This window comes from Nostoc commune NIES-4072 (genome assembly GCF_003113895.1).
In the GTDB taxonomy this organism is placed as follows: Bacteria; Cyanobacteriota; Cyanobacteriia; order Cyanobacteriales; family Nostocaceae; genus Nostoc; species Nostoc commune.
The window spans coordinates 501,451-522,712 of record NZ_BDUD01000002.1 but is presented as its reverse complement, the minus strand read 5'-3'; the positions used below and the strand labels follow the sequence as shown (position 1 = coordinate 522,712).

The window sequence follows — 21,262 nt, the reverse complement described above, 5'->3', positions numbered from 1 at the left end:
ATAAGATTAGCTTATAGATAAGCTCCAAAAATCAACCAAAATCAGTCAGATGGTAAACAAACTTCGCAGGCTACCCCATAGTTGCGGTCTACTGTTTGACGTAAAAATTCAAGCATTTGTTTGAGGGTAAATAGATGAGCAAAAACCTGCCGTCTGCTTCTCTTTAATAAGTTAAAGTCGTTTAAATTCAGGAAAAACTCACTAATGGCAATTATCAACGGTACCATTTTTAATGACAACAATACCGTCAACGGTTCCCCGCTAATCTTGCTCCCTGCCCTAGATGGGGGTGCTGGCAGCGATATCCTCAACGGCAATGCCGGGGACGATATCCTAAATGGGGGTGCTGGCAGCGATATCCTTAACGGCAATGCCGGGGACGATATCCTAAATGGGGGTGCTGGTAGCGATATCCTCAACGGCAATGCCGAGGACGATATCCTAAATGGGGGTGCTGGTAGCGATACCTTAAATGGGGGTGCTAGCAGCGATACCTTAAATGGCGGTGCTGGCAATGATAGCTTAAATGGGGGTGCTAGCAGCGATATTCTCACTGGCGGCGCTGGGACTGATTCTCTCACTGGCGGTGCTGGTAACGATATTTTCAATTTCAACTCAGTTTCAGATAGTCCTGCTGGTTTGTCACGGGATGTTATCACTGACTTCGTTGGAAATGGTATCTTTGCAGGTGATCAAATCGATCTATCTACCATTGATGCTAACTCCACTGTAGGGGGCAACCAAGCCTTTACTTTCATTGGATCTGGCGCATTCACCGCAGCCGGTCAGGTTCGTTATTCAGAAGGTATCCTTCAAGCTAGCACTGATGGGGATCTGTCGGCTGAGTTTGAGATTGGGCTGAGAGCAACACCACAACGTAAGGATTCAGGTCTAATATTTAGGAAGCAGGGATGGGCGAGACAGAGAATTATTGGAATTAGCCAGCAGTGCTTGTGCAAAAAAATCAATCACAGACCTACCTTGACGGCGGCAGGTTTGCACCACAGTCAACAAATTGGCAGTATGTTGAAACCGCTCCATTGAACGGGAACCACCACCAACATCAACTTCCAATTTAAAATTTTATACATAACTTAGATAGGGGGAAATAAAATACATTTAAGTCAAAGTCAGTAGACCGAAAAGTTTTCCAAAAGGCTTATCAGTCCTTAATTTGACCATTTTTTTGAATTGTTTTGACGTTGCGATCGCCATCTGCCGAAATTAGCTTCCAATCAACCTTTCAAGCATCTCTGTTCCAGATGGATAAATAGAGCGATCGCCTGTGCTTGTGAAGTAACGGGGAAAAGCATCGCCTCAAACCCTGATGATTTCGTCAACTTTCAAAAGTTTTCGGTCTACTGAAAGTATCATGAGAGTACTAATTTTGTCCCACTCGATATACTACAACAGGCGACTAGAGACCTACCACTGTTTGTCTTAGTTTTTGACTCTATAGTGTTATCAATTTCAAAATCAAAATTTTCGCCAATTTGTAATTTTGTTACATAACTTTATATTTGTGACAAAAAAGAAGTTACAGTGGACATGATGAAGATAACTATTTATGGGCTGTTGTACAGACTTACTACTCCTCCCAATCAACCAACACCCCATCAACAATCGCAATCCCCCACTGCGGAGGCTTCACCAGCAACTTCTTGATCACAATCTGCAACGCCGGATCATCCCAACACTCCTGCAAAAAGTCAAACCCCGGATTCTGCCCCGAATTCGCTGCAACCTTGAGTTTCTGCATACGCTCCGGTCGCATATTTGACCTTGCAACAATCGCCTCATGTGACCATTTCTCAGGATTTGGCACGGACGCGGCAGAACAATTTTATTTTCCTCGTTTATTCTCTGTTTTAATCCCTAATTGAGTTATTCAAATTCAGGTGGCCATAATTCTGCTAGAGCTAATTCCCAACCTGGAAGTAACTCTGGTATTACTAATTTGTCGTTATCTCTTAAAATAACTGGTTCCTGGTTAGGGCGATAAACTGTAACTAAAAGTTTGTCAGGGTCAATAAGAATACCTACTGTAGAACCAAGTTCTAGGAATAGTTTAATTTTCTCTTCCAATGGTTTGATGCGATCGCTTTTAGATTTCACCTCAACCGTGAGATCGGGAACTAACTGCACAAAATCACGCTGAGTTTTCTTGAGTCGTTCTGCCCGAACAAATGAAACATCTGGAGCGCGTAAGTTTCTTTTTTCCGGGTCGCCCGTAGTTTCATCGGTTTCAATGCTTGGCAAGATAAAGCCAGCGCTCGAACCTGTAACTCTGCCTAGCTTGCGAGGCATAACCCAAATATTAAGAAACGTTAACAAGCGAGAACCAATTTCGTCTGATTCATAATCGCATGGACCCATAACGATGATGTTTCCCTCTACTAGCTCCATCTGCCAATCGGGATTCTGTGACTGTAATTGTTCTAAGTCTTTGATTGTCAGAGACATAACGTATAACTCGCAAGATTTGCGCGATCTCTTTCTATGATAAGCGATCGCTACCCCTCCCAATCCACCAACACCCCATCAACAATCGCAATCCCCCACTGCGGAAACTTCACCACCAATTTCTTGATCACAATCTGCAAAGCCGGATCATCACTCCAGCATTGTTGGAGAAAGTCAAAACCAGGATTTTCCCCAACCAGAGAAGCCATCTTCAGTTTCTCCATTCGTAATAGTCTAGCTTGGGATCTCATGGCGATATCTTCTCTACGAGACGCTCCGCGAACGGTGGTAAACAACGCCTCACTTGATTTTTGCACCTGATAATTGACTACAGATATATTCCACTGCTTCTCAAACTTGCTGATTGTTGCTCTCATGCTGGCGTAATACTTGCTGGAGAGCAAATATTGAATTACCCACAATGGGGGACATTCTCCAAGGTCTGCTCTATCCAACCATTCAAATATCTCACTTTGATTTAATGACACGGGCGCTTGATTAGCGATCGCTGAAGTTGAAGATTTTTCAATTTGGGCAGGCGGCGCGGCGGAACAAGTACCTTCATGACAGTCTCTCGGCTCAACGCCACAATCCTGTTTTTCAGCCAACAACGAAGCGGGATTACTCTGTGCATCATCCACAAGCGTTAGCGATGTACAGTCCTTTACCGCAGGTAACTCTTCTTCCAACTCTGACACGCTTTGAACAAACTGAGGCGACGCGCCCCTCAAGGGCGCGTGAGCCGTTTCCTTAACACGCGGATTTTCAGTTGGCGCGTCAGAACCAACTACCATACCAACAACCTTAGTTGGTTGTTGGTAGGTAGTTAACGGGTTGTTAGAAACGTTGTTAGGTTTTTGGAACCCTTGCAAATCCTCACTTTTTTGAATATTCTTTTGGAATGATTCCAAATCAGCATGGATTTGTTCCACTTTGGGGTAATTTTCATTCGGTCTGGCGTGGTTGGTTTTCTCCCCGGCATGGACAGCTTTCTCATCACAAGAATTGGTTTCCCCAGACATGGAAGATTCCCAGTAAAAGCGATTGTAATAACCGTGCAAGTTACGAACACGGTAACTAATCAGCCCAGGTCTACCAGAAGGTAAGCGACCAAACACTTCCTCAAACTGGAACAGTCCCTGAGCCGTTAACGCCGCCCCTGCTTTTTGCAAAGATTTGTAGGTGAGGTTAGTATCGAGTTTGTGGGCAGAACCCCCGAATTGTTCAGCCGCCACGCTATCTAACCAAAGCTGCTGCACAGATGGAGGCTGTTGACGAACCCAGTTGATATCCTCAATCGATACTTTGCAATGTGGTCTAATCGATTTATCTGCGTCTGCTTGTCTGCGCTCGTTTCGCTGCTTGCTGCCACCGTTGATTGCTTTTAACGCTGTAGTCATAAATTATCTCCTAAATTTGCATGACAATGTGAGCGACATGGTTGCAATGCCGCGTTTAAGTTTTTTGGCTATTCTCTTAGCGAGTTGTTATCTACTGGTTCTCGTCCTCCCAAAACCGCAATTCATCTCGGAAATACCTATCAGTCTTTTTCGATTGCTCCTTCCAGTGATCCCAGGCTACTATCAACTCTTCGCCCAAATCCTCTACAACTTCGCCCCTCTCCACATACAAAGTGCGATATGGATCAGCATGGGCAACAATAGAACCAAGCCCGATTGTGTCAGGTTGAGAGGATGCGTTCTGGAGTGCGGTAATTAATTCTGTTTCCTGGGTAGTAAGTTCTGCCCAGTAATCTGATTTAATCACCTCATATTCTTGCGCTACTGCCCAATAGTCCTGCCACGTACATCCAGGCTTTGACAACACCCGTCTAATGTCACTAACCGCTTGGGGCAACATTGACAATTGCTCGGCTCGGTAAGCGATAGCCTGTGGTGTCGGCTCACTCCCCAGAATTATCGCCGCAGCTTCCAGGGCTTGGGTGTTGTTCATAGCACTGGCGAGATTCTTCAAAGCCATACCCATGAGCCGTAGACATTCTTGGGCATTTTCTTTGGGGGGTTCCTGGGCCAGCGATCGCAGATCAATAGTTTTTTCTAACGCCTGTTTCACCTGCTTGTTCAACGCTTTAGTCGCTTGCTGAGTCATGGTATTCCCCCATTCTTGAGAAGGGCGCTGTTGTACGGCGTTTTCCAATTCCTGAATGCGTTGCTGGAGTTGACTTTTCCCGTTAAGTCTCAAAAAGCTTTCTCACAAAGGATTTTGGGTAAAGTACCGTATATACGGTACAGTAATTAAAATTCGGTGTTAAAGGTAACAAGCAATGTTGGACTGGTGGGAGAAAAATTTTGCGACCTGTGAGTTTGGCGATCGCAGATTGAATGAGCGTGCAATGTCAATAGGTTATGCTTTAAGTCTTGGATTTGGCAAAGCACTGTCGGAAATCTTCAGCAACAAAACTGTACTCAAGAGAGCATACGAGTTTTTGCCAACCCGAAAGTGGAATTTAACAAGCTAATAGAGCCGCACTGCCAAATGACGGCGGAAACTGTTGCAGAATACGATTAGGATAGATGAATTAGCACAGAGCTTACCTAAAGAAGCTTTCACAGAAATCCAATTAAATTTGGATAAACCTAGAATAGTATGGGTAGTAACTAGAGAAATAGAGATATCACAACTGAAAGGAAAGCGAAATATTGCCATCGTCATGAACGCTTCGACTTTCTCTGAAGCCACTGATATTGATTATTTTATCACCAATGTTTCTACATCAACTGTCACACCAGAATGGATAGTTAATACCTATTCTCAAAGAAATTGGGTTGAAGTTTTTTATAGAGAAGCTAAGGGATGGCTGGGGCTAAAAGAATATCAAGTTCGGGATAAAAGAAGTCTACTTCGACATTTTATCTTGGTTTTCTGTGCCTATACTTTTATTCTTTGGCATCAAATGACAGGAGGGTTGAGACGCAGGTGGGCAAACAAACCTTTGAACACCTTTACTGAAGCATTGGAAGCCTTTAGAACAGCTATGTCTTATCGTTTTTTTGATTGGTTAACCCATAACCGTGACGTATTTGCCGCTTATAAAGCTAGTTTAGGCTACATTTGGGCTTAATTTTTGTTTAAGTCCCATTAGTAGAGCAGAATCAATTGGAAGGGCTGAGATTTAAGCAAGTGGCTTAGGATTAAGTAGCAAGACAGTGCGTTCCCTGAAAGGGTTGCCGTAAGCATAGGCTTGGGTAAGCTTAACTGGTGTAGGCGAATATCCAATGTGCGAAGAGATGCGACAAGCGATTAAAAATGGTAACACTTTCACTTTCAATTATAAAAAGCCTCTTGGACGAGTTATGGGCGAGGAAATATTGACATAGTGTTCACAGAAGGTCTTGCCTCTCTCCTAACTAATCCTCCAATCCACCAACACTCCATCCACGATCGCAATTCCCCACTGCGGAAACTTCGCCAGCAATTTCTTGATCACAATCTGCAAGGCAGGGTCATCATTCCAGCATTGTTGGAGGAAGTCAAAACCAGGATTTTCCCCAACCAAAGAAGCCATTTTCAGTTTCTCCATTCGCAATAGTCTAGCCTTGGATCTAATGGCGATGTGTTCGGGGGTAAACAACGCCTCACTAGATTTTTGCACCTGATAATTGACTACCGATAGATTCCACTGCTTCTCAAACTTGCTGATTGTTGCTCTCATGCTGGCGTAATACTTGCTGGAGAGCAAATATTGAATTACCCACAATGGGGGGCATTCTCCAAGGTTTGCTCTATCCAACCATTCAAATATCTCACTTTGATTTAATGATACGGGCGCGGCCGAACTTGTGCCTTCATGATCTACTTTATCCTCATCACCAAAAACCAAGTTTTCGGCCAACAAGGAAGCAGAGGGACGACTCGGTTCTATTTTTTGATATGCGATCGCTTCCTTGTCAGAAAATTCATTTTGTGCAACGGGCGCGGCGGAACAACTGCCTTCATGACAATCCCTCGATTCAACGCTACAATCCTGCTTTTCACCCAACAACAAAGCAGATTCACCCTCTGCATCATCCACAAGCGCCAGCGTCGTACAGCCCATTGCCACAGGCAATTCTTCAAGTTCTGACGCGCTTTCGATATGTGAAGGCGACGCGCCTCCCAAGGGCGCATGAGCCGTTTCTTCAACACGCAGATTTTCAGTTGGCGCGTCAGAACCAACTACCATACCAACAACCAACTAAGGTTGTTGGTAGCTAGTTAACGGGTAGTTAAAAACGTTGTTAGGATTTTGGAACCCTTGCAATTCCTCACTTTTTTGACCATTCTTTTGGAATGATTTCAAATCAGACTGAATTTGTTCCACTTTGGGGTAATTTTGATTCCGTTCGGGGTGATTTACTTTCTCCTCGGCGTGGACGGCTTTTTCGTCACAAGAATTGGTTTCCGCAGACGTGGACGATTCCCAATAAAAGCGATTGTAATAACCGTGAAGGTTACGGACACGGTAACTAATCAATCCTGGTCTACCAGAGGGTAAGCGGCCAAACACTTCCTCAAACTGAAACAGTCCTTGGGCGCTTAACGCCGCCCCTGCTTTTTGTAAAGATTTGTAGGTAAGGCTAGTATCGAGTTTATGAGCAGAACCCCCGAATTGTTCAGCCGCCACACTATCTAACCAAAGCTGTTGGACTGACGGAGGCTGTTGACGAACCCAGTTAATATCCTCAATCGATACTTTGCAATGTGGTCTAATCGATTTATCTTCTAAAGCTTGTTTGCGATCACTTCGCTGTTTGCTGCCACCGTTGATTGCTTTTAACGCTGTAGTCATAATTCCTCCAAAATTTGCATGACAATATGAGCGGCATGTTTGCAATGCCACGTTTAAGTTTTTTGGCTATTCTCTTAGCGAGTCTTTATTTACTGGTTTTCGCCCTGCCAAAACCGCAACTCTTCCCTGGAATAGCTTTGAGTCTTTTTCAACTCATTGCGCCAGTGATCCCAGGCAACAACTACTTTGCCCCCTACCTCGTCCACAACTTCGCCCCTCTGCAAATACAGAGTTCGGTATGGGTCAGCATGAGCAACAATAGAACCAATGCCAATTGTCCGAGGTTCAGTAGATGTGTTTTTGAGAGTTTTAATTAACTCTGTTTCCTGGGTGGTAAGTTCTGCCCAGTAATCCGACTTAATTACCTCGTACTCTTGAGCCACTGCCCAAAACTCCTGCCAAGTACACCCGGGTTTTGCAAGTATCTGCCGAATGTCGCTAACCGCTTGGGGCAACATTGACAATTGCTCGGCTCGGTAAGCGATCGCTTCAGGAGTTGGACTACTGCCCAGAATTATGGCCGCAGCTTCGAGTGCTTGGGTATTGTTCATCGCGCTGGCGAGATTCTTTAATGCCATGCCCATGAGTCGTAAGCATTCCTGAGCATTCTCTTTGGGTGGTTCCTGGGCTAGCGATCGCAAATCAATTGTCTTCTCCAGTGCTTGCTTTACCTGCTTATTCAACGCTTTGGTTGCCTGCTGGGTCATGGTATTCCCCCATTCTTGAGAAGGGCGCTGTTGTACGGCGTTTTCTAATTCCTGAATGCGAAAAAGGAGTTGTTGGTTTTCAATTTCCAGTTTCCGTAACCCCTCCATCTCATCCAATCGCTGCTGCAACTGGATATTTTGTTCTCTCTGCTGCTTGTATAGGTTTTGGAGGGATTGGATTTGTTCTTGCACTTGGGCTTCGGCTGTAGTAGCTGCTTCTGCTTGCAAACCAATCCTCAATTCCTTGGAAAGTCGTTCTAACTCTCTCTGATGCTGTTCTTTAATTTGAGCGATCGCTTCCGTATATTCTGGTGGATAAGTCTGCTCTTTGGGAAAGGGAACACTGGTAGCATCTAAATCAGTATTGTTGATAAGCAGCCTCTCACCATCAGCAAAGGTAACAATCTGTTGCCAACGATTTGGTGCGTCTGCCTCAATGGTTCCTTCTTGGGGTCATGACGAAATACGTGTAAAATGGGACACGTTGTAAAGTTTTGTAAAGAAATCCGGCTGAAAGCATTGATTTGTAGAAATTTTGAACCAAAACTAGGTTCAGTCGAGCCAAAATTTCTGGAAGCGATCGCTCGTGAGTTCTGTGTAGCGAATAGTGTGTTGAAAAAGAGGAAAAGGGGCAGGGAGCAGGGAGCAGGGGGGATAGTTCAGATGGGGATTCGACCCCACCCTCACTTGAACCACTTAGGAGAAGTGGGGGAATCAGACCCATGTTCCCCCCTTCATTCCACAGCAGGAGGAAGGGGGCACTTCCCCCAGCTAAGTGCCCCCTTCCCCCTGCCTCTTGGTTCAACTGCCGATAGCTTTGTTCAGCAATTAAAGTCAATGCTTGCTGATACAGCACTTCAAGTAGATGAAGCTTATCCTGATAACCGTCAAGTTGTTATTAATGACCAAGGAGAACCAGTATTAAAAAAGCCGCCACGTCATGAATTGAGTCTCCAAGCCAAGGCACTGATAGAAGCAGTTGAAGAACGTTTTCCAGAACGCAATTTAATTGATATTCTGAAAAATGTTGATTATTGGACTAATTTTACAAGACATTTTGGGCCAATGAGCGGCTCTGACCCCAAGTTAGAACATGCTATTGAGCGTTATTTACTAACTACCTTTGCTTATGGTTGTAACCTTGTCCACTAAGAGAACGCTGCACTACTTCTAAAACTGGACGCAGTGTTTCGATTCATCCTGATGAACCATTGTTCCAAGAATTAAAACAACGTCAATTAACTCCTGCTGGCCGTGCCAAGCTCAGAGAACGTGTTGCTGTTGAGCATTCTTTATTCCACATTGGTCGATGGCAGGGGGAGCAAGCTCGTTATGTTGGTTCTCGCAAAAATCTCTTTGACCTTCGCCGTACCGCCGTTGTTCACAATCTTCATGTCCTTGCCAAAATTTTTACTCACACTACTGAGCATTCTGTTACTTCATCGTGATTACTAAATCGGTGTTCTAGCTCTGGGGATATGATATCAGTTGCTCATCATCAAGTGAGCCACCCGTTCTGCTAAAGCAGCGATGGTCATGGAAGGGTTGCGCCCAACAGCTTGAGGTAAAATAGCCCCATCAGCAACGTAAAGATTTTTGTAGCCGAAGGCTTCGCCTTTGTGATCGACAACGCCATCTTCCTCTGTCGTCCCCATTTTGCATCCTCCAAGGGGATGCACTGTTAACAAACTGCGGAGAACCGACCAGTAGAAGGGAATGTAAAGTTTACCGCCGTTGGCTTGAGAAAGTTGCTTTTGCAGATTGAGGATGGCATCAATTGCAGCCTTTGAGCGCTGGATATTCCAATCAAGTTTTAAGTCTGTTTCCCAAGGTTTGAGCCAGTTGCGACCAAGAGAAAGTTGCCCATCGGCAGCATCAACACCCGCACCTAGCCAAACCATAACGTTGCTTAAAGGATTCTTTTCGTCCAACCCACGCTGCAAGTGGTTGCGTAAAGCTAAGGCAAATAAGCTGAATTTGCCAGAATTTAGTTTGCTGCTAATGGCATTAAGCAACATGTTGGGAAAGCCATCATCTTCAATAATAAAACTCTCTCCCTCAAAGCTACCGTCAGTAAAATCCATACCTGCGGTAATAGTTGGGCCCATGGACTGCTTAACCTCAACATCTTTGCTGTAGAAATCCGGTGTAAGAACGTTGGCGTTAGCACTCCAATTTTTACCGAGCTGCCTACTAATTTTGGGTAAAGTGCCGTATTTATCGCGGCTGTTCAGTAGCAATTCGGTGGAGCCAAGGGAACCTGCGGCAATGACAATTATTTTGCCCCTCTCTTCCCCACGAATTAGTTGACCGTCTTCGATGCGGTCGAAGATGACACGATAGCCGCCCTCATCTGGTTGAATATAACGTACCAAGTGGAGCGATCGCACTTCTGCCCCTTTATTTTCCCCTGCGGGGATATAGTTCAAATCGAGGGTGTTCTTGGCGTGGACATCACATCCCAAATCGCAATTACCCAGATGGATACAAGTGCCTTGTTTTTGTCCTTGGGCATTGACAAATTGCCGGGAGTGCTTTTCATTCAATGGGTCTTCCAGTTGGTAGTTCCAGTCTGGATCGAAGGAGATTGCTAGGGGCATACTTTGGAAGCGATCACCATACCCCACCTTTTGCGCCGCTTGTTGCATCAATTTCGCCCGTTGGGTATGCTGCCCTGGGGGTATGGGATGCACACCCATCATTTTCCGCACGCGATCGTAGTAAGGCAGCAATTCACTGTAAGTAATTTCCGGTGGCCAGCCCTGCTCAAATCGTGTTGGATTCGCCTCCAAAACCACGCTGGAATAGCATAGAGAACCGCCACCAACCCCCGCCCCCTGAGCAACAGCCATCCCCTTAAAGAAACGTAAATCGAGCCAGCCATTATGTTTTTGCGGCTGGGTGTGTTCATAAATCCAGGCATCTTTGGCTTGACGTGGGTATTGGTCTTTAGTCCAACGCCGACCGCGTTCCAACACTAAAACCCGCGCTCCTGATTCAGCCAAACGGCAGGTAACTACTGACCCACCAAAGCCGCTACCAATCACGATGACATCAAATTGCTGGCTCATAGGATTTACTTAATCACTACAGGATCTGCTGGACGGGCAAGGTTATCTCTTTCCGGTACTGGGATGTCGCGGGGAATCCAAAAATGTATCCGTTTATCACAACCTTCACAAATGGAATAGTCATTGAATTCAATCACACCCAACTTCGTCCACTCTTTTTCATTGAAGTTTTTGACGTTGATCGTATAGACCAATTTGTGGTCAGGATACTTTTCTAACCGCAATTCATCGCGGAAGTCTTCTGCATCTATTTTGACTGTGCCTTCCATTACCCTCAGCATAAATTGGTCTGGGGTAACAACTTTGCTTCCTGGCGCCAAGGCAAGAGTTGAGATTGGGAATAGCTGACGAAACCCTGGTCTTTTGTCCATCAGTCGGAAAATGATTCGGTTAACTAAGTTAGCTCCAATATCTAAACCAACAGAGGGAAAGTTAGTTAACTCAGTATCAGTAATATGCTTTGTCTTAATGCCTGTCAGATAATCGACAGTCACAAAATTGCCTGGTTTTACCTTTTCGTTGGGGTTTAGGGTAGGATAAACCTTACCCGCAATTCCAAAGGCCCTGCGATCACCCCGCTTAATTCCAGCACCAGCAACCGAGAGGCGGGCAAACACTAAGCCTTCTGAACCCTTAGCGAAGTAGCCTGTATAAGGGGAATCCTCACTAATTCGCCAAATGCCTGAGCAACAAACACCATTGGCGTGAATTAACTTGTCGTAATAAGGGCGGATATCCCGTTTATCGAACATATTCCGCGCCGAATCGTTGAGAAACTGTAAAAACTTGGTTATTCCCAGACCCTCATGATAAGGCAGTGGTTGACCGTAGGGGCCACTAAAACCAACTTCTTTTACTTCGTTATAAGTAGACCCGTCATACTCGAAAACATCTTTATCCGGGGTGGAAGCTTGAGGTTTGTTGAGCATAGTTAGTATCAACAATGGAATTTGGAATAGGCACAAAACTAAGTCAATAATTCCGAAGGCAGGATATATGTTGGGGTAAAGAAAGAAAAAGAAGAGGACTCCAGGCGGACGAGAAAGAGTCGCTAACACGGCGTTAGCAGTATAGCGGTATGGGTCATTTGCTCCAGGAATGTAGAACAGCGACAGCAGAACCACTAACAAGCCAGCAAAGGAAGTCCATACCGGGTCTTGGCTAGGTCTTTGGTGGAGTAATTCCAGCAACCAATTCGGTGCAAAGATCGCCGGGAAGCCGATCGCCCAGTCTTGGATCACGCCTAGCCAGACGATGCGGCGAAACCAAACAGCATATTTGTTCATCGCTTGGTTATAAAGTTTTGAGATATTCGACTAATGCTTGTTTATCTTTGGTGGGTAAATCGGTGCCATAGATATGTCCTTGGTTACTATTACCAGGAACGTTAATATCGTATTTAAAACCTACACGTTGTGCTTCTTCCCCTTCGGAAATAAAGCCAACTTTTTTCTGGTCGTAAACATCAAATCCTCGATAAAAAGATTGAGGGCGATTCTCTGGTTTTTCTAACAAGTCTTGTAAGGATGGTACTGAACCGTTATGGAGATAAGGCGCTCTTAACCAAAGACCATCAAGGGAGACAGATACATAACCATTAGTCTTCCGTAACTGGCTAAAATCCCAAGAATAGCCATCACCAAATTTGTTGTAAGTATCTGCTGCTTGCTGTGTCCACATATCTAGACGGTGGCGGTCAGTTCCCACTTCTTCAACAGGAATCACCTTACCAGTCCTTTCGCCGCCAAATGCATGACAAGAGGCACAAGTATTGTTAAAAATTGCTTTTCCTTGTGTAGCTAGTTGCTGATCAACTGCAAACGGATATTTGGGAGGTGGTAATTCCGAAATATAATCTTCTACCCTTTGGAGATCCTCTACTGGTAGAGACTCTTTAGTTGCACCATCACCAATAGCTCCAGTTTGCACCGTTTCTCGTAGCGAAGTTTCTAAACCATCCCAATGCAGGGCAAAGTTTTGGTGTTGCTTTTCATTCCACAGAGGCATCATATCTGAGTTCCCAATGGTGTCATCTTTAGGCAACTTTAAGGTAGTGAACTTCACAGGGTTAAACGGGTCAATTCTACCCGGCCCCCAATTGGGACGAGAATCAGTCCAAGCAAAGTCTGCTTTTTGTTGCAACAGTCCTTTCTTCGTTTGGGGAATAATCACAAAGCGATAAAGCAGGTTTTCCCACCAAGGAAACTCATGGCTATATTTGATTTCATCAAGGATATAGTCAGGTTCAAATCTGGGATCGCTAGCAGCGTTACTAAGAAAGCGGATATAGCCTTGAGAATCGAATTTATTCGCAGGCCCGGCTGCAATGATTGTTGGCTTATCTTTGAGGTTTTCTCGATAAGTGGTATGATGACAAACAGCACAAGTTATCCCGACTCTGGGAAACCCAATTGTTTTTTTAGCGAAACCAACTGGTAGTTCTTTACCTTCTTCCCATGTAATTCCCAAAGAAGTATAACCGCCTGGTCCTGGTAACTTATCGGGAAATATCCGTGGCAATACTAACCAAATCCAATAGGGTACACCTTGCGCCTGTTCTGTACCAATAGAACCATATTTAAAATGATCCTCTGGTGACTTGTAAACTTCGCTAGGGACTTCGCGGAAAAGGTTGTACCATCCGACGTAACCCACAACCCCAAAAAGAAGGACAATAACTACAGCAATTGAGGTGATTATTTTCCCTAATTTTGACTTAAGTATTGCCATAAACTTAGGTTTCTCCTTGCTAAAGTGTCCTTCAAAGTTTCTTCATGTACTCAACAATTGCATCTTTCTGTTCTGAAGAAAGATCAACGCCGTACAAGTGACCGCTATTACTGTTACCATCAAGTTTTGTATCGAACTTGAAGTATTTTTTACCATTCTCTTCGGCGACATCAGAGACAAAGCCAACTTTTGCTCTATCGATAACGTCGTAGCCCCGATAGAATTCTTGTGGTCTGTTCTCTGGTTTTTCTAGTAAATCCCGGAGGGTGGGGACTGAACCATTGTGCAAATAAGGGCTGCGTAACCAAACACCATCAAGGGGCATATTTGCATAACCATTAGTCTTACGGAAATGCTCAAAGCGCCACGGATAACCTGCATACAGAGTATTTTGGTTAGAAATGGTTTCATAAGTAAATGAATCTAGGCGATGTCGGTCTGTACCAATTTCTTGAATTGGTATAACTTTGCCGATATACGCACCACCAAAAGCGTGACAGCTAGCGCAATTACTTTCAAAAAGTGGTTTTCCTGTGGCCGCTAAAGTTTCATTAACTTCGTAAGGGAATTTTGGTGGTGGTAGTTCCCAAAGCCAATCGGCAATGCGTTGAATTCGAGGCAAATCGATGGTTGTGGGTGTGACTCCAGTCCCTAAAGCTGCACTCTTATTTCGTTCATCAACGGAAGTGTTATTACCATCCCAGTGTAACTGCAATCCCTCGCGGGGTTTTTGATTCCAAACTGAAGGGAAATCAGAAGTACCAATCAATTCATCCTGACGCAATTTATCCATTGGAAAATGGAATTGAATTGCTTTATAAGGATTAAAAGTATCTACTCTTCCTGGACCCCAATCTGGTTGTTCTTCAACAAACTTAAGTCGATATGCCTGATTAATTAGGGCATCTCTAGTTTGGGGAATTGCTATAAAGCGATAAAGTAATTTTTCAACGGGATTCAGGCCGCCACTTATTTTTTCAATTTCTGGCAACATCCGGTTAGCAGTAAAGCGCTCATCCACACCAACTGCTGATAAGAATTTGATATATCCCTGCAAATTAAGCACGTTAGCAGGCATCGTGGTGATGACTTGATGTTCGCTATTAGGGGTATCTCGCAATGTCCCTGTATGACATACAGCACAATTCAACCCAACTCGATCAATAAAAACTCTCCGTTGCGAAAAACCTACAGGCAAATCTTTATCAGGTTCTTTGATAAATCCCAGAGAAGTATAACCTTTCCCAGGTAATTTATCTGGGAATAAATCTGGTAAAACTTTCCAAATCCAGTAAGGGATGCCATTGATGGGTTCGCTACCGATTGAACCATATTTAAAGTGGTTTTCAATGTCAGCATAATCCACTGGGGAGTTAGACAAAACAGGCCACAATAAAAAGACTGCTACTGCTACAACACCCACAATCACAACCCAAATCCGCTTGAAGAATCCCTTTAGCGGGGAAGAAAGTAGGGTAGGGTTTGTTTGTTCAGTCATGAAACGCTCCCTCTATTATGGAGATTATCTGTAAGCGAAATTGTCAATGTGATACCCATCGCTTTTTTATTTAGATGAATTTGCAAACTGAGTTGGATGAAAAACTGACATCACTTCTGCCATCATCTCTTCATAGCTATTGAAGCGATCCTGCTCGTAACAACCTAAAGGATTTTCAGTTACATTCAGCAGGCATTTATTGCAATAGGTACAGGGTTTATCTGCCAGGTCTTTACCTGCCTGAAAAATTTTAACTAGATCATTGTTAGCAATTAGGGTACGAGCCATTGTGACGCCATCGCAATACTTATCATTAATTGCCTGACGAATATAAGAAGCCTGCTGCAAACCACCAGTACATAATACGGGAATATTAACATGCTTTTTAATTTCTCTGGCATCCAACAAGTTTCTGCCTTGGTTCTCTATCAGTAATTGCTTGATTTTCGGGTCTTTTACTTCATCACCACTAAATGGTTGAGGAGGCAATTGCTTTTTGACTCGATTCCATAAAAGATTGAAAAGGGGATGCAAAAATGACTTGCGAAATAAAATGTAGTTGCGTGTGGTCTCTACGCCACTCGACAACATGGTGTCATAAGTTTTACTAATGACATCGAAATTAAAATCACCAATGGGATTGAGTGGATGAGGAAACAAGCTACCAGTTGACACATGGACGCCATCAGCCCCAGCTTCTTCTGCCCATTTACAAATTTGGATAGAATCTTCTATGGTATTACCTGGTTTTTCCCAAAAGGTGACGGCGTTGTTATAGTCAACAGCACTAATTTTAAATTGCAGGTGAAAGTCGTTGCCTACTTCTTTGCGGATTGCTCTAATTACATCTAGCAAAAACCGCGCTCGATTCTCTAATGAACCACCATATTCATCTTGACGGTCGTTAATTCCAGAACTGAGAAATTGGTTAAAAAGATATCCATTAGCACTGTGCAATTCTATTCCATCCAAACCTGCTTCACGGACACGTCTAGCACCATCAGCAAAGTATTGGATTGTTTCTTGAATCTCTATTAGTGTCATCGCTTGACACAAAAAGCCGTGGAATGGCTCAGTTTGGCTGGTGGAACTTAACGCTTTTTTCCCTAAGTTTTCTACACCACCAATATCTTGCTGTCGTCCAGAATGGCTTAATTGCAAGATAAATTTACAATCATATTCGTGGACTTTTTCTCCAACTTTTCGCCAAAAGGGAACAGTCTCATCGCTGTGAATAGTGGCGTAATTGGGCATAATTCTTCCCCGAATGGCGACTGGCACAAAGGAAGTAATAATAGCCCCTACACCACCACGAGCAAACTTTTCTTCCCAGTTGATTCGGGCTTGGGTACCTGAACCATCATAGTTATCCCATCTTCCAGAAATACTAGAGCGAAAAATCCGATTTTTGACCGTGAGGTTACGAAACCTCAATGGCTCAAAGATAATATCGTTTTCCATCTGTTCCTCTGTTTTTTGTGTAATTTCGGCAATAAAATTAGGTATTAGAATTTTTAGTAGCACTAATACCCTTGCCAGAGAACTATTATTTATAGGGTCTCTGGGAAAAGAAGTTATTTAGTTCTACAAATCAACAATGCAGGTTTTCGGATGTGATGCCTACATGGGCTACGCCAACGCTAAATATTAATTTTTTGTTAATTATCTTTGCCTATCAAGTTCCAGGATGTTGGTTTTTACAGTTATATAAAGATTTTTGCAGTTTGTAAACCTACAGCATCAACCAACAAATTCTTAAAAAAGTGAAAATTTTTGTCTTTTATTTCTTCTTTAAAGGTTAAGGCAACCTTAAAAGTAGATTCTAACAATTTGTTACAAACTTAGCCAACTATCCAGCAAATCGATATAACCATAACAAATTGGTTATTGAAGTCTATCATTCGTTTACAATTTTTTAAATTTTGATTGAGAAATGTATAAAAGTTTATTGATGACGTTTTGCAAACTTGTGTAGTAAGTTCATACATAACAGACCTCACTAAGGTACATTTTAAATCATCAAAATATCCCAAGGCTAAATCCGGAAATTGGGAAATCAGTAATGGAGCATTAGTGTACCCCTGCAAAGGTGAGGTCAGTGGAGAAGGTTTAGGTGTTATAACCAGAGAGTTTTATGAAAAAGACAAGTCTAATTTTTAAGGGCTGTCTGCTCCTCCTGTTCGTGACTATGTTTATAGTCTGTGGCTTTTATGGAACGCCTACAGCTCTAGCCGATGAGTATAGTGAGACACCTGCGGCTATAAGTACTGAATATTCTGATACTGGTGTATCTGAATACCCTGATAACTGTGATGGTCTCGGTTATCTCCCAGACTACACCAAGGGAAATTTAACAGATGCCGAGAAACGGGGTCGTTGCACCTGGTACTTATGGACTGGCGGTAACTCAAAGTACTATCGTGATTTAGCGAAGCGAACGCGTGGTGGTGCTGACTTGCTAAAACTGATTGACTCGGGTGTGCATGACGAGCGATTTCAACGTTATGGCGCAATTAACGATCCTGGATGCGAAAAAGCAACTGCGCCAGATGAATACGGATTACTGCTAGATAAGTGTAAAGATCCGCTCTCAACTGGCGTTATTGGGTTGCGTAAGTTCCCCAACCCCAACTTTGATCGGGCAAAATGGAACCCCGTTGAATATGCCAAAAACTCACAAGTCGAGCCTCCCTACGTAATAGGGCAGTCCTGTGCCATCTGTCATGTAGCATTAGATCCGCTCAATCCACCCAAAGACAAGGAACACCCGAAATGGGAAAACCTTGTAGCAGCATTGGGTAATCAGTATATCAAGGAAAACAAATTCTTTGATACCAGCGTCGCGGAAAATAGTTTTATTAAGCAAGTACTTAACTCTCAGAAACCGGGGACTTCTGATACTTCTCGGATTGCGACCGATCATATTAACAATCCGAATGCGATCAATGCCATTTTTAATTTAGGCGATCGCCCCAAATATCCAGAGGTGATGAACGATGGTTCAACCAAGGATGTTAATCATATTCTCAAGGATGGTGCGGACTCTACAGGAGTGGCAACTGCTTCACTACGCGTCTACGTCAACATTGGGATGTGCGGCGATTATTGGACAAGTCTCCATGAGCCTTTATTAGGCAGAACTCCCCAAAAACCTTTTGATATTGAAAAGGCGCGGAAGGAGTGCGAAGGCTGGAGACAGACAGAAGCACGCATGGCTGATGCCGAAGCATTCTTGAGAAGCATCAAGCCGATGCACCTGAAAGATGCACCGGGTGGTGAAGAGTTCTTGACCCAAGATGAAGAAGTTCTCAAACGTGGCAAGCTTGTTTTTGCTAGCACTTGCGCTAGTTGCCATTCCAGCAAAAAGCCACCTACTGAGATTGCTATTGACCCCGAACAGGCTCAAAAATGGTATGAAGAGTCTGTACTCAGTAGTAATTTTCTAGACCACAACTTCTTGTCTGATGATCAGCGTTATCCAGTTACACTGATTGGTACTAATGCGGCGCGATCGCTAGGAACAAATGCCACCAAGGGGCATATTTGGGATCAGTTCTCCTCTAAGACCTACAAAGAACTGCCATCACCAGGTACTTTGTCGCTGTACAATCCCTTTGATGAGAAAAAACCCATCGAATTTAAGATACCAGACGGCGGTTTGGGATATTACCGCACACCTTCGCTAATAAGTATTTGGGCAACAGCACCACTTCTGCACAACAACACTCTAGGACTATATAACGAAGATCCTTCAGTGAAAGGACGTGTGAAAGCCTATATGGATGCTATGGAAAAGCTGTTGTGGCCTGAAAAGCGTCAAGGAATTATCAGCAGGACAGATCGAGATACCAAATTAGAGCTTCCCCCAGGAGATCCGAATCCTAGATTTAGGCTTCCTGTTCCTAAAGGTACGCCTGTGAATTTGCTGGCAAGCATCAATATCAGAGAGGCGATTACATCTCTCAATATCGGCAACCTTTTCCAAGACTTAAAACCAGAGGGTGGAATCAAAGGTAAGTTGGCACGCGTGCTTTTAAGAGCTAATAAGTCTCCTGACTTTGTTGAGGATAAGGGTCATTATTTTGGCTCAAATCTACCGGATGAAGATAAGAAAGCCCTAATTGAGTTTGTGAAAACGTTCTAAGACCAATATGCTTGGGTTCATGATATTTGGGCTTGGAAGATCCACCAACCCCCCTTAAAAAGCTACGGTGTACACAAGTCGAAAAATCCTCTATCCACATTTTTGTCAGAGTGAAACTGTCAGACTCACCGACATCCCGCCCAGAACTTGAGTTCTGGGCTAATAGTGAAAGTCCACACTGAGTAGACTGAATTGACGAACGAGCATTTAGTTCAGCAAGCGTGGACTAAATGCTCTCAGACTCGGAATAAATTCCAAGGCGGGATAGAAGCGCAGTGTGAGATTTATTAAAAAAGATATTTTTCTCTTTTCCAGGTTAAATCTGGGAACGAGCCAAAATACTTAAATTAAATAGCGAGGATATATATGCAGTATTTACCAATCATCTTCGTTCGTGGATATGCAGGTACACAAAAAGACGTTGAGCAAACGGTTGACGATCCGTTTTATGGATTCAATAGTGGTTCAACCCATATTCGAGTGGATGAGAACGAAAATCCCCAGAAGTTTTTTTTCGAGAGTCCATTACTGCGGTTAATGACCGATCATGGTTATCAACCGATTGTTGACAATCAGAATATAAGCAATCAGATTAGAAGATTGTCTGGCCAACTTAATAAAACTATTTGGATCTATCGATTTTATGATGCAACTACACCTAGTTTTGGCTCTTCAAGTGTAGCCCGAAAGGAGATGGAGGAGATAGCAAAGGATTTAAGAAAACTGATCCAAAATGTCAAGGAAACGACGGGTGCAGGCAAAGTTTATCTTGTCGCCCACTCAATGGGTGGTCTTGTTTGTCGCAGCCTGATTCAAAAGATTTATCCAGAACAGGCCAAGCAAGCTGCCGATGACATTGATAAATTCTTTACCTATGCCACACCTCATGGTGGGATTCATTTTGAAGTCGGGGGTGGCTTGCTCGAAAACCTTAGAGACAGATTCCAGTTAAATAATTCTGATGACTTTGGCCCTCAGCGAATGTACCAATATTTAACACCTAATGCCAAGCCAACCGATAAGTTACCCGATAACTTTCAGCTAGAAAAACTACAAAGCATCGATAATGCATTTTCGCCAAGCCGCGTTTTTTCTTTGATCGGCACTAATGCACATGATTATGAAGAAGCTTTTGGTCTTTCACGCACAACTGTTGGGGTAAAAAGTGATGGTTTAGTTCAAATCGATAAAGCCTACATCCTTGGATCTCATCGTGCTTATGTTCATCGCTGTCATGGTGGGCGTTATGGCATAGTGAACTCGGAAGAAGGTTATCAAAATCTGCAACGCTTTCTGTTTGGTGATATCCAGGTGAAGCTGTCTCTGAGCAATGTTGAGTTAAAAGACTTGGACAAAAAATTTTATCAACTGGAAACTAGGGTTGCTTTGCGTGGTCTTCCTATTCCTATATACGAACAAGCGATCGCTCATTATTGCCCAATTACACAAGAGTTAACAAGAACGGATAAACCCATTCCTCTGTTTACAGCCTTTTTAATCCCAAGAAACTCAGCCAGTGATGATAGTGTCTGTAGATATGCCCTACGTTTAGCACTGCATTCGTTCACAAAACAAGAGACGAATTGGTTGCGTGACAATCATCTCGACCAAGTACCCCTATGGTCTGACTATCTAATTACTGATGTTGCCGAATCAGATAGCACATACGAGGCTAAATACAGTTGGAATTCCGATGAAAAAGAGCCAGTAACGAAGTTAAATCCAACTTCCGAATCCAGTTCAAGTGTATATGTTGCATATATATCTCTACCTGAACGTGGGCAAAAAGTTTTAGGAACAAAAGCGGCAGTTCGCTTGGAAATCTCTCGATGGCAATGAAGGAAGTAGGGGAGGCAGGGG

At 43.6% G+C, this 21,262-nt stretch carries 15 protein-coding genes and 5 pseudogenes; 7 read left to right on the top strand and 13 right to left on the bottom strand.

All coding sequences use genetic code 11. The features are described 5' to 3' along the window. Nucleotides 1–204 precede the first annotated feature (204 nt). Nucleotides 205–606 (top strand): annotated as a pseudogene (locus CDC33_RS34780) (calcium-binding protein); the annotation flags it as partial. 285 nt (nucleotides 607–891) lie between these two features. Here CDC33_RS34780 and CDC33_RS34775 read toward each other — a convergent pair. From CDC33_RS34775 to CDC33_RS34755, 5 genes and pseudogenes are all read right to left on the bottom strand, one after another. After that, nucleotides 892–1,062 (bottom strand): annotated as a pseudogene (locus CDC33_RS34775) (IS66 family transposase); the annotation flags it as partial. A gap of 526 nt (nucleotides 1,063–1,588) precedes the next feature. Next, nucleotides 1,589–1,774: a hypothetical protein gene (locus tag CDC33_RS34770; protein ID WP_109013370.1), complete on the bottom strand. Its 186-nt coding sequence runs from the start codon at nucleotides 1,772–1,774 to the stop codon at nucleotides 1,589–1,591. Between the two features lie 110 nt (nucleotides 1,775–1,884). Then, on the bottom strand, nucleotides 1,885–2,463 hold the full coding sequence (locus CDC33_RS34765; protein ID WP_109013121.1) for a Uma2 family endonuclease: 579 nt from the start codon (nucleotides 2,461–2,463) through the stop codon (nucleotides 1,885–1,887). A 50-nt stretch (nucleotides 2,464–2,513) separates the two neighbouring features. Beyond that, nucleotides 2,514–3,863 carry a hypothetical protein gene (locus CDC33_RS34760; protein WP_109013120.1) on the bottom strand — a complete coding sequence of 450 codons (1,350 nt, stop codon included), beginning with the start codon at nucleotides 3,861–3,863 and terminating at the stop codon, nucleotides 2,514–2,516. 91 nt (nucleotides 3,864–3,954) lie between these two features. Beyond that, a pseudogene (locus CDC33_RS34755) lies at nucleotides 3,955–4,644 on the bottom strand (hypothetical protein); the annotation flags it as partial. Nucleotides 4,645–4,747: 103 nt separating this feature from the next. On the opposite strand from CDC33_RS34755, the gene CDC33_RS34750 reads away from it, so the two are divergent. Both CDC33_RS34750 and CDC33_RS34745 read left to right on the top strand, forming a co-directional pair. Then, nucleotides 4,748–4,942, top strand: a complete 195-nt coding sequence (locus CDC33_RS34750) for an IS4/Tn5 family transposase DNA-binding protein (RefSeq protein ID WP_109013119.1) — start codon at nucleotides 4,748–4,750, stop codon at nucleotides 4,940–4,942. A gap of 33 nt (nucleotides 4,943–4,975) precedes the next feature. Further along, a pseudogene (locus tag CDC33_RS34745) lies at nucleotides 4,976–5,545 on the top strand (transposase); the annotation flags it as partial. A 282-nt stretch (nucleotides 5,546–5,827) separates the two neighbouring features. Here CDC33_RS34745 and CDC33_RS40930 read toward each other — a convergent pair. From CDC33_RS40930 to CDC33_RS34735, 3 genes are all read right to left on the bottom strand, one after another. After that, a complete protein-coding gene (locus tag CDC33_RS40930; protein WP_244919517.1) occupies nucleotides 5,828–6,646 on the bottom strand; it encodes a hypothetical protein in 819 nt (272 codons plus the stop codon). A 12-nt stretch (nucleotides 6,647–6,658) separates the two neighbouring features. Beyond that, entirely contained in the window at nucleotides 6,659–7,252 is a 594-nt protein-coding gene (locus tag CDC33_RS40925) for a hypothetical protein (RefSeq protein WP_244919516.1), read from the bottom strand. An 89-nt stretch (nucleotides 7,253–7,341) separates the two neighbouring features. Then, nucleotides 7,342–8,187 (bottom strand): hypothetical protein, encoded by an 846-nt coding sequence (locus CDC33_RS34735; protein WP_244919515.1) that lies wholly within the window; start codon nucleotides 8,185–8,187, stop codon nucleotides 7,342–7,344. A 246-nt stretch (nucleotides 8,188–8,433) separates the two neighbouring features. On the opposite strand from CDC33_RS34735, the gene CDC33_RS41790 reads away from it, so the two are divergent. Further along, entirely contained in the window at nucleotides 8,434–9,111 is a 678-nt protein-coding gene (locus CDC33_RS41790) for a Tn3 family transposase (protein ID WP_109013117.1), read from the top strand. Beyond that, nucleotides 9,102–9,407: pseudogene (locus tag CDC33_RS34725) on the top strand (transposase); the annotation flags it as partial. The gene CDC33_RS41790 and the pseudogene CDC33_RS34725, both read left to right, overlap by 10 nt. Before the next feature lie 36 nt (nucleotides 9,408–9,443). Here CDC33_RS34725 and CDC33_RS34720 read toward each other — a convergent pair. The 5 genes from CDC33_RS34720 to CDC33_RS34700 form a co-directional block, all read right to left on the bottom strand. Further along, nucleotides 9,444–11,030, bottom strand: coding sequence for a GMC oxidoreductase (locus CDC33_RS34720; RefSeq protein WP_109013116.1), 1,587 nt, complete (start codon nucleotides 11,028–11,030; stop codon nucleotides 9,444–9,446). Between the two features lie 5 nt (nucleotides 11,031–11,035). Continuing rightward, a complete protein-coding gene (locus CDC33_RS34715; protein ID WP_109013115.1) occupies nucleotides 11,036–12,316 on the bottom strand; it encodes a hypothetical protein in 1,281 nt (426 codons plus the stop codon). A 7-nt stretch (nucleotides 12,317–12,323) separates the two neighbouring features. Continuing rightward, nucleotides 12,324–13,760, bottom strand: coding sequence for a c-type cytochrome (locus tag CDC33_RS34710; protein WP_109013114.1), 1,437 nt, complete (start codon nucleotides 13,758–13,760; stop codon nucleotides 12,324–12,326). 31 nt (nucleotides 13,761–13,791) lie between these two features. Then, nucleotides 13,792–15,258, bottom strand: coding sequence for a c-type cytochrome (locus CDC33_RS34705; RefSeq protein ID WP_109013113.1), 1,467 nt, complete (start codon nucleotides 15,256–15,258; stop codon nucleotides 13,792–13,794). A 66-nt stretch (nucleotides 15,259–15,324) separates the two neighbouring features. Then, nucleotides 15,325–16,782: an NADH:flavin oxidoreductase gene (locus CDC33_RS34700; protein WP_244919514.1), complete on the bottom strand. Its 1,458-nt coding sequence runs from the start codon at nucleotides 16,780–16,782 to the stop codon at nucleotides 15,325–15,327. Between the two features lie 610 nt (nucleotides 16,783–17,392). On the opposite strand from CDC33_RS34700, the gene CDC33_RS34695 reads away from it, so the two are divergent. Beyond that, nucleotides 17,393–19,402: a hypothetical protein gene (locus CDC33_RS34695; RefSeq protein WP_109013112.1), complete on the top strand. Its 2,010-nt coding sequence runs from the start codon at nucleotides 17,393–17,395 to the stop codon at nucleotides 19,400–19,402. A 366-nt stretch (nucleotides 19,403–19,768) separates the two neighbouring features. Beyond that, nucleotides 19,769–21,241: a lipase family alpha/beta hydrolase gene (locus tag CDC33_RS34690; RefSeq protein WP_109013111.1), complete on the top strand. Its 1,473-nt coding sequence runs from the start codon at nucleotides 19,769–19,771 to the stop codon at nucleotides 21,239–21,241. Nucleotides 21,242–21,262: the final 21 nt, after the last annotated feature.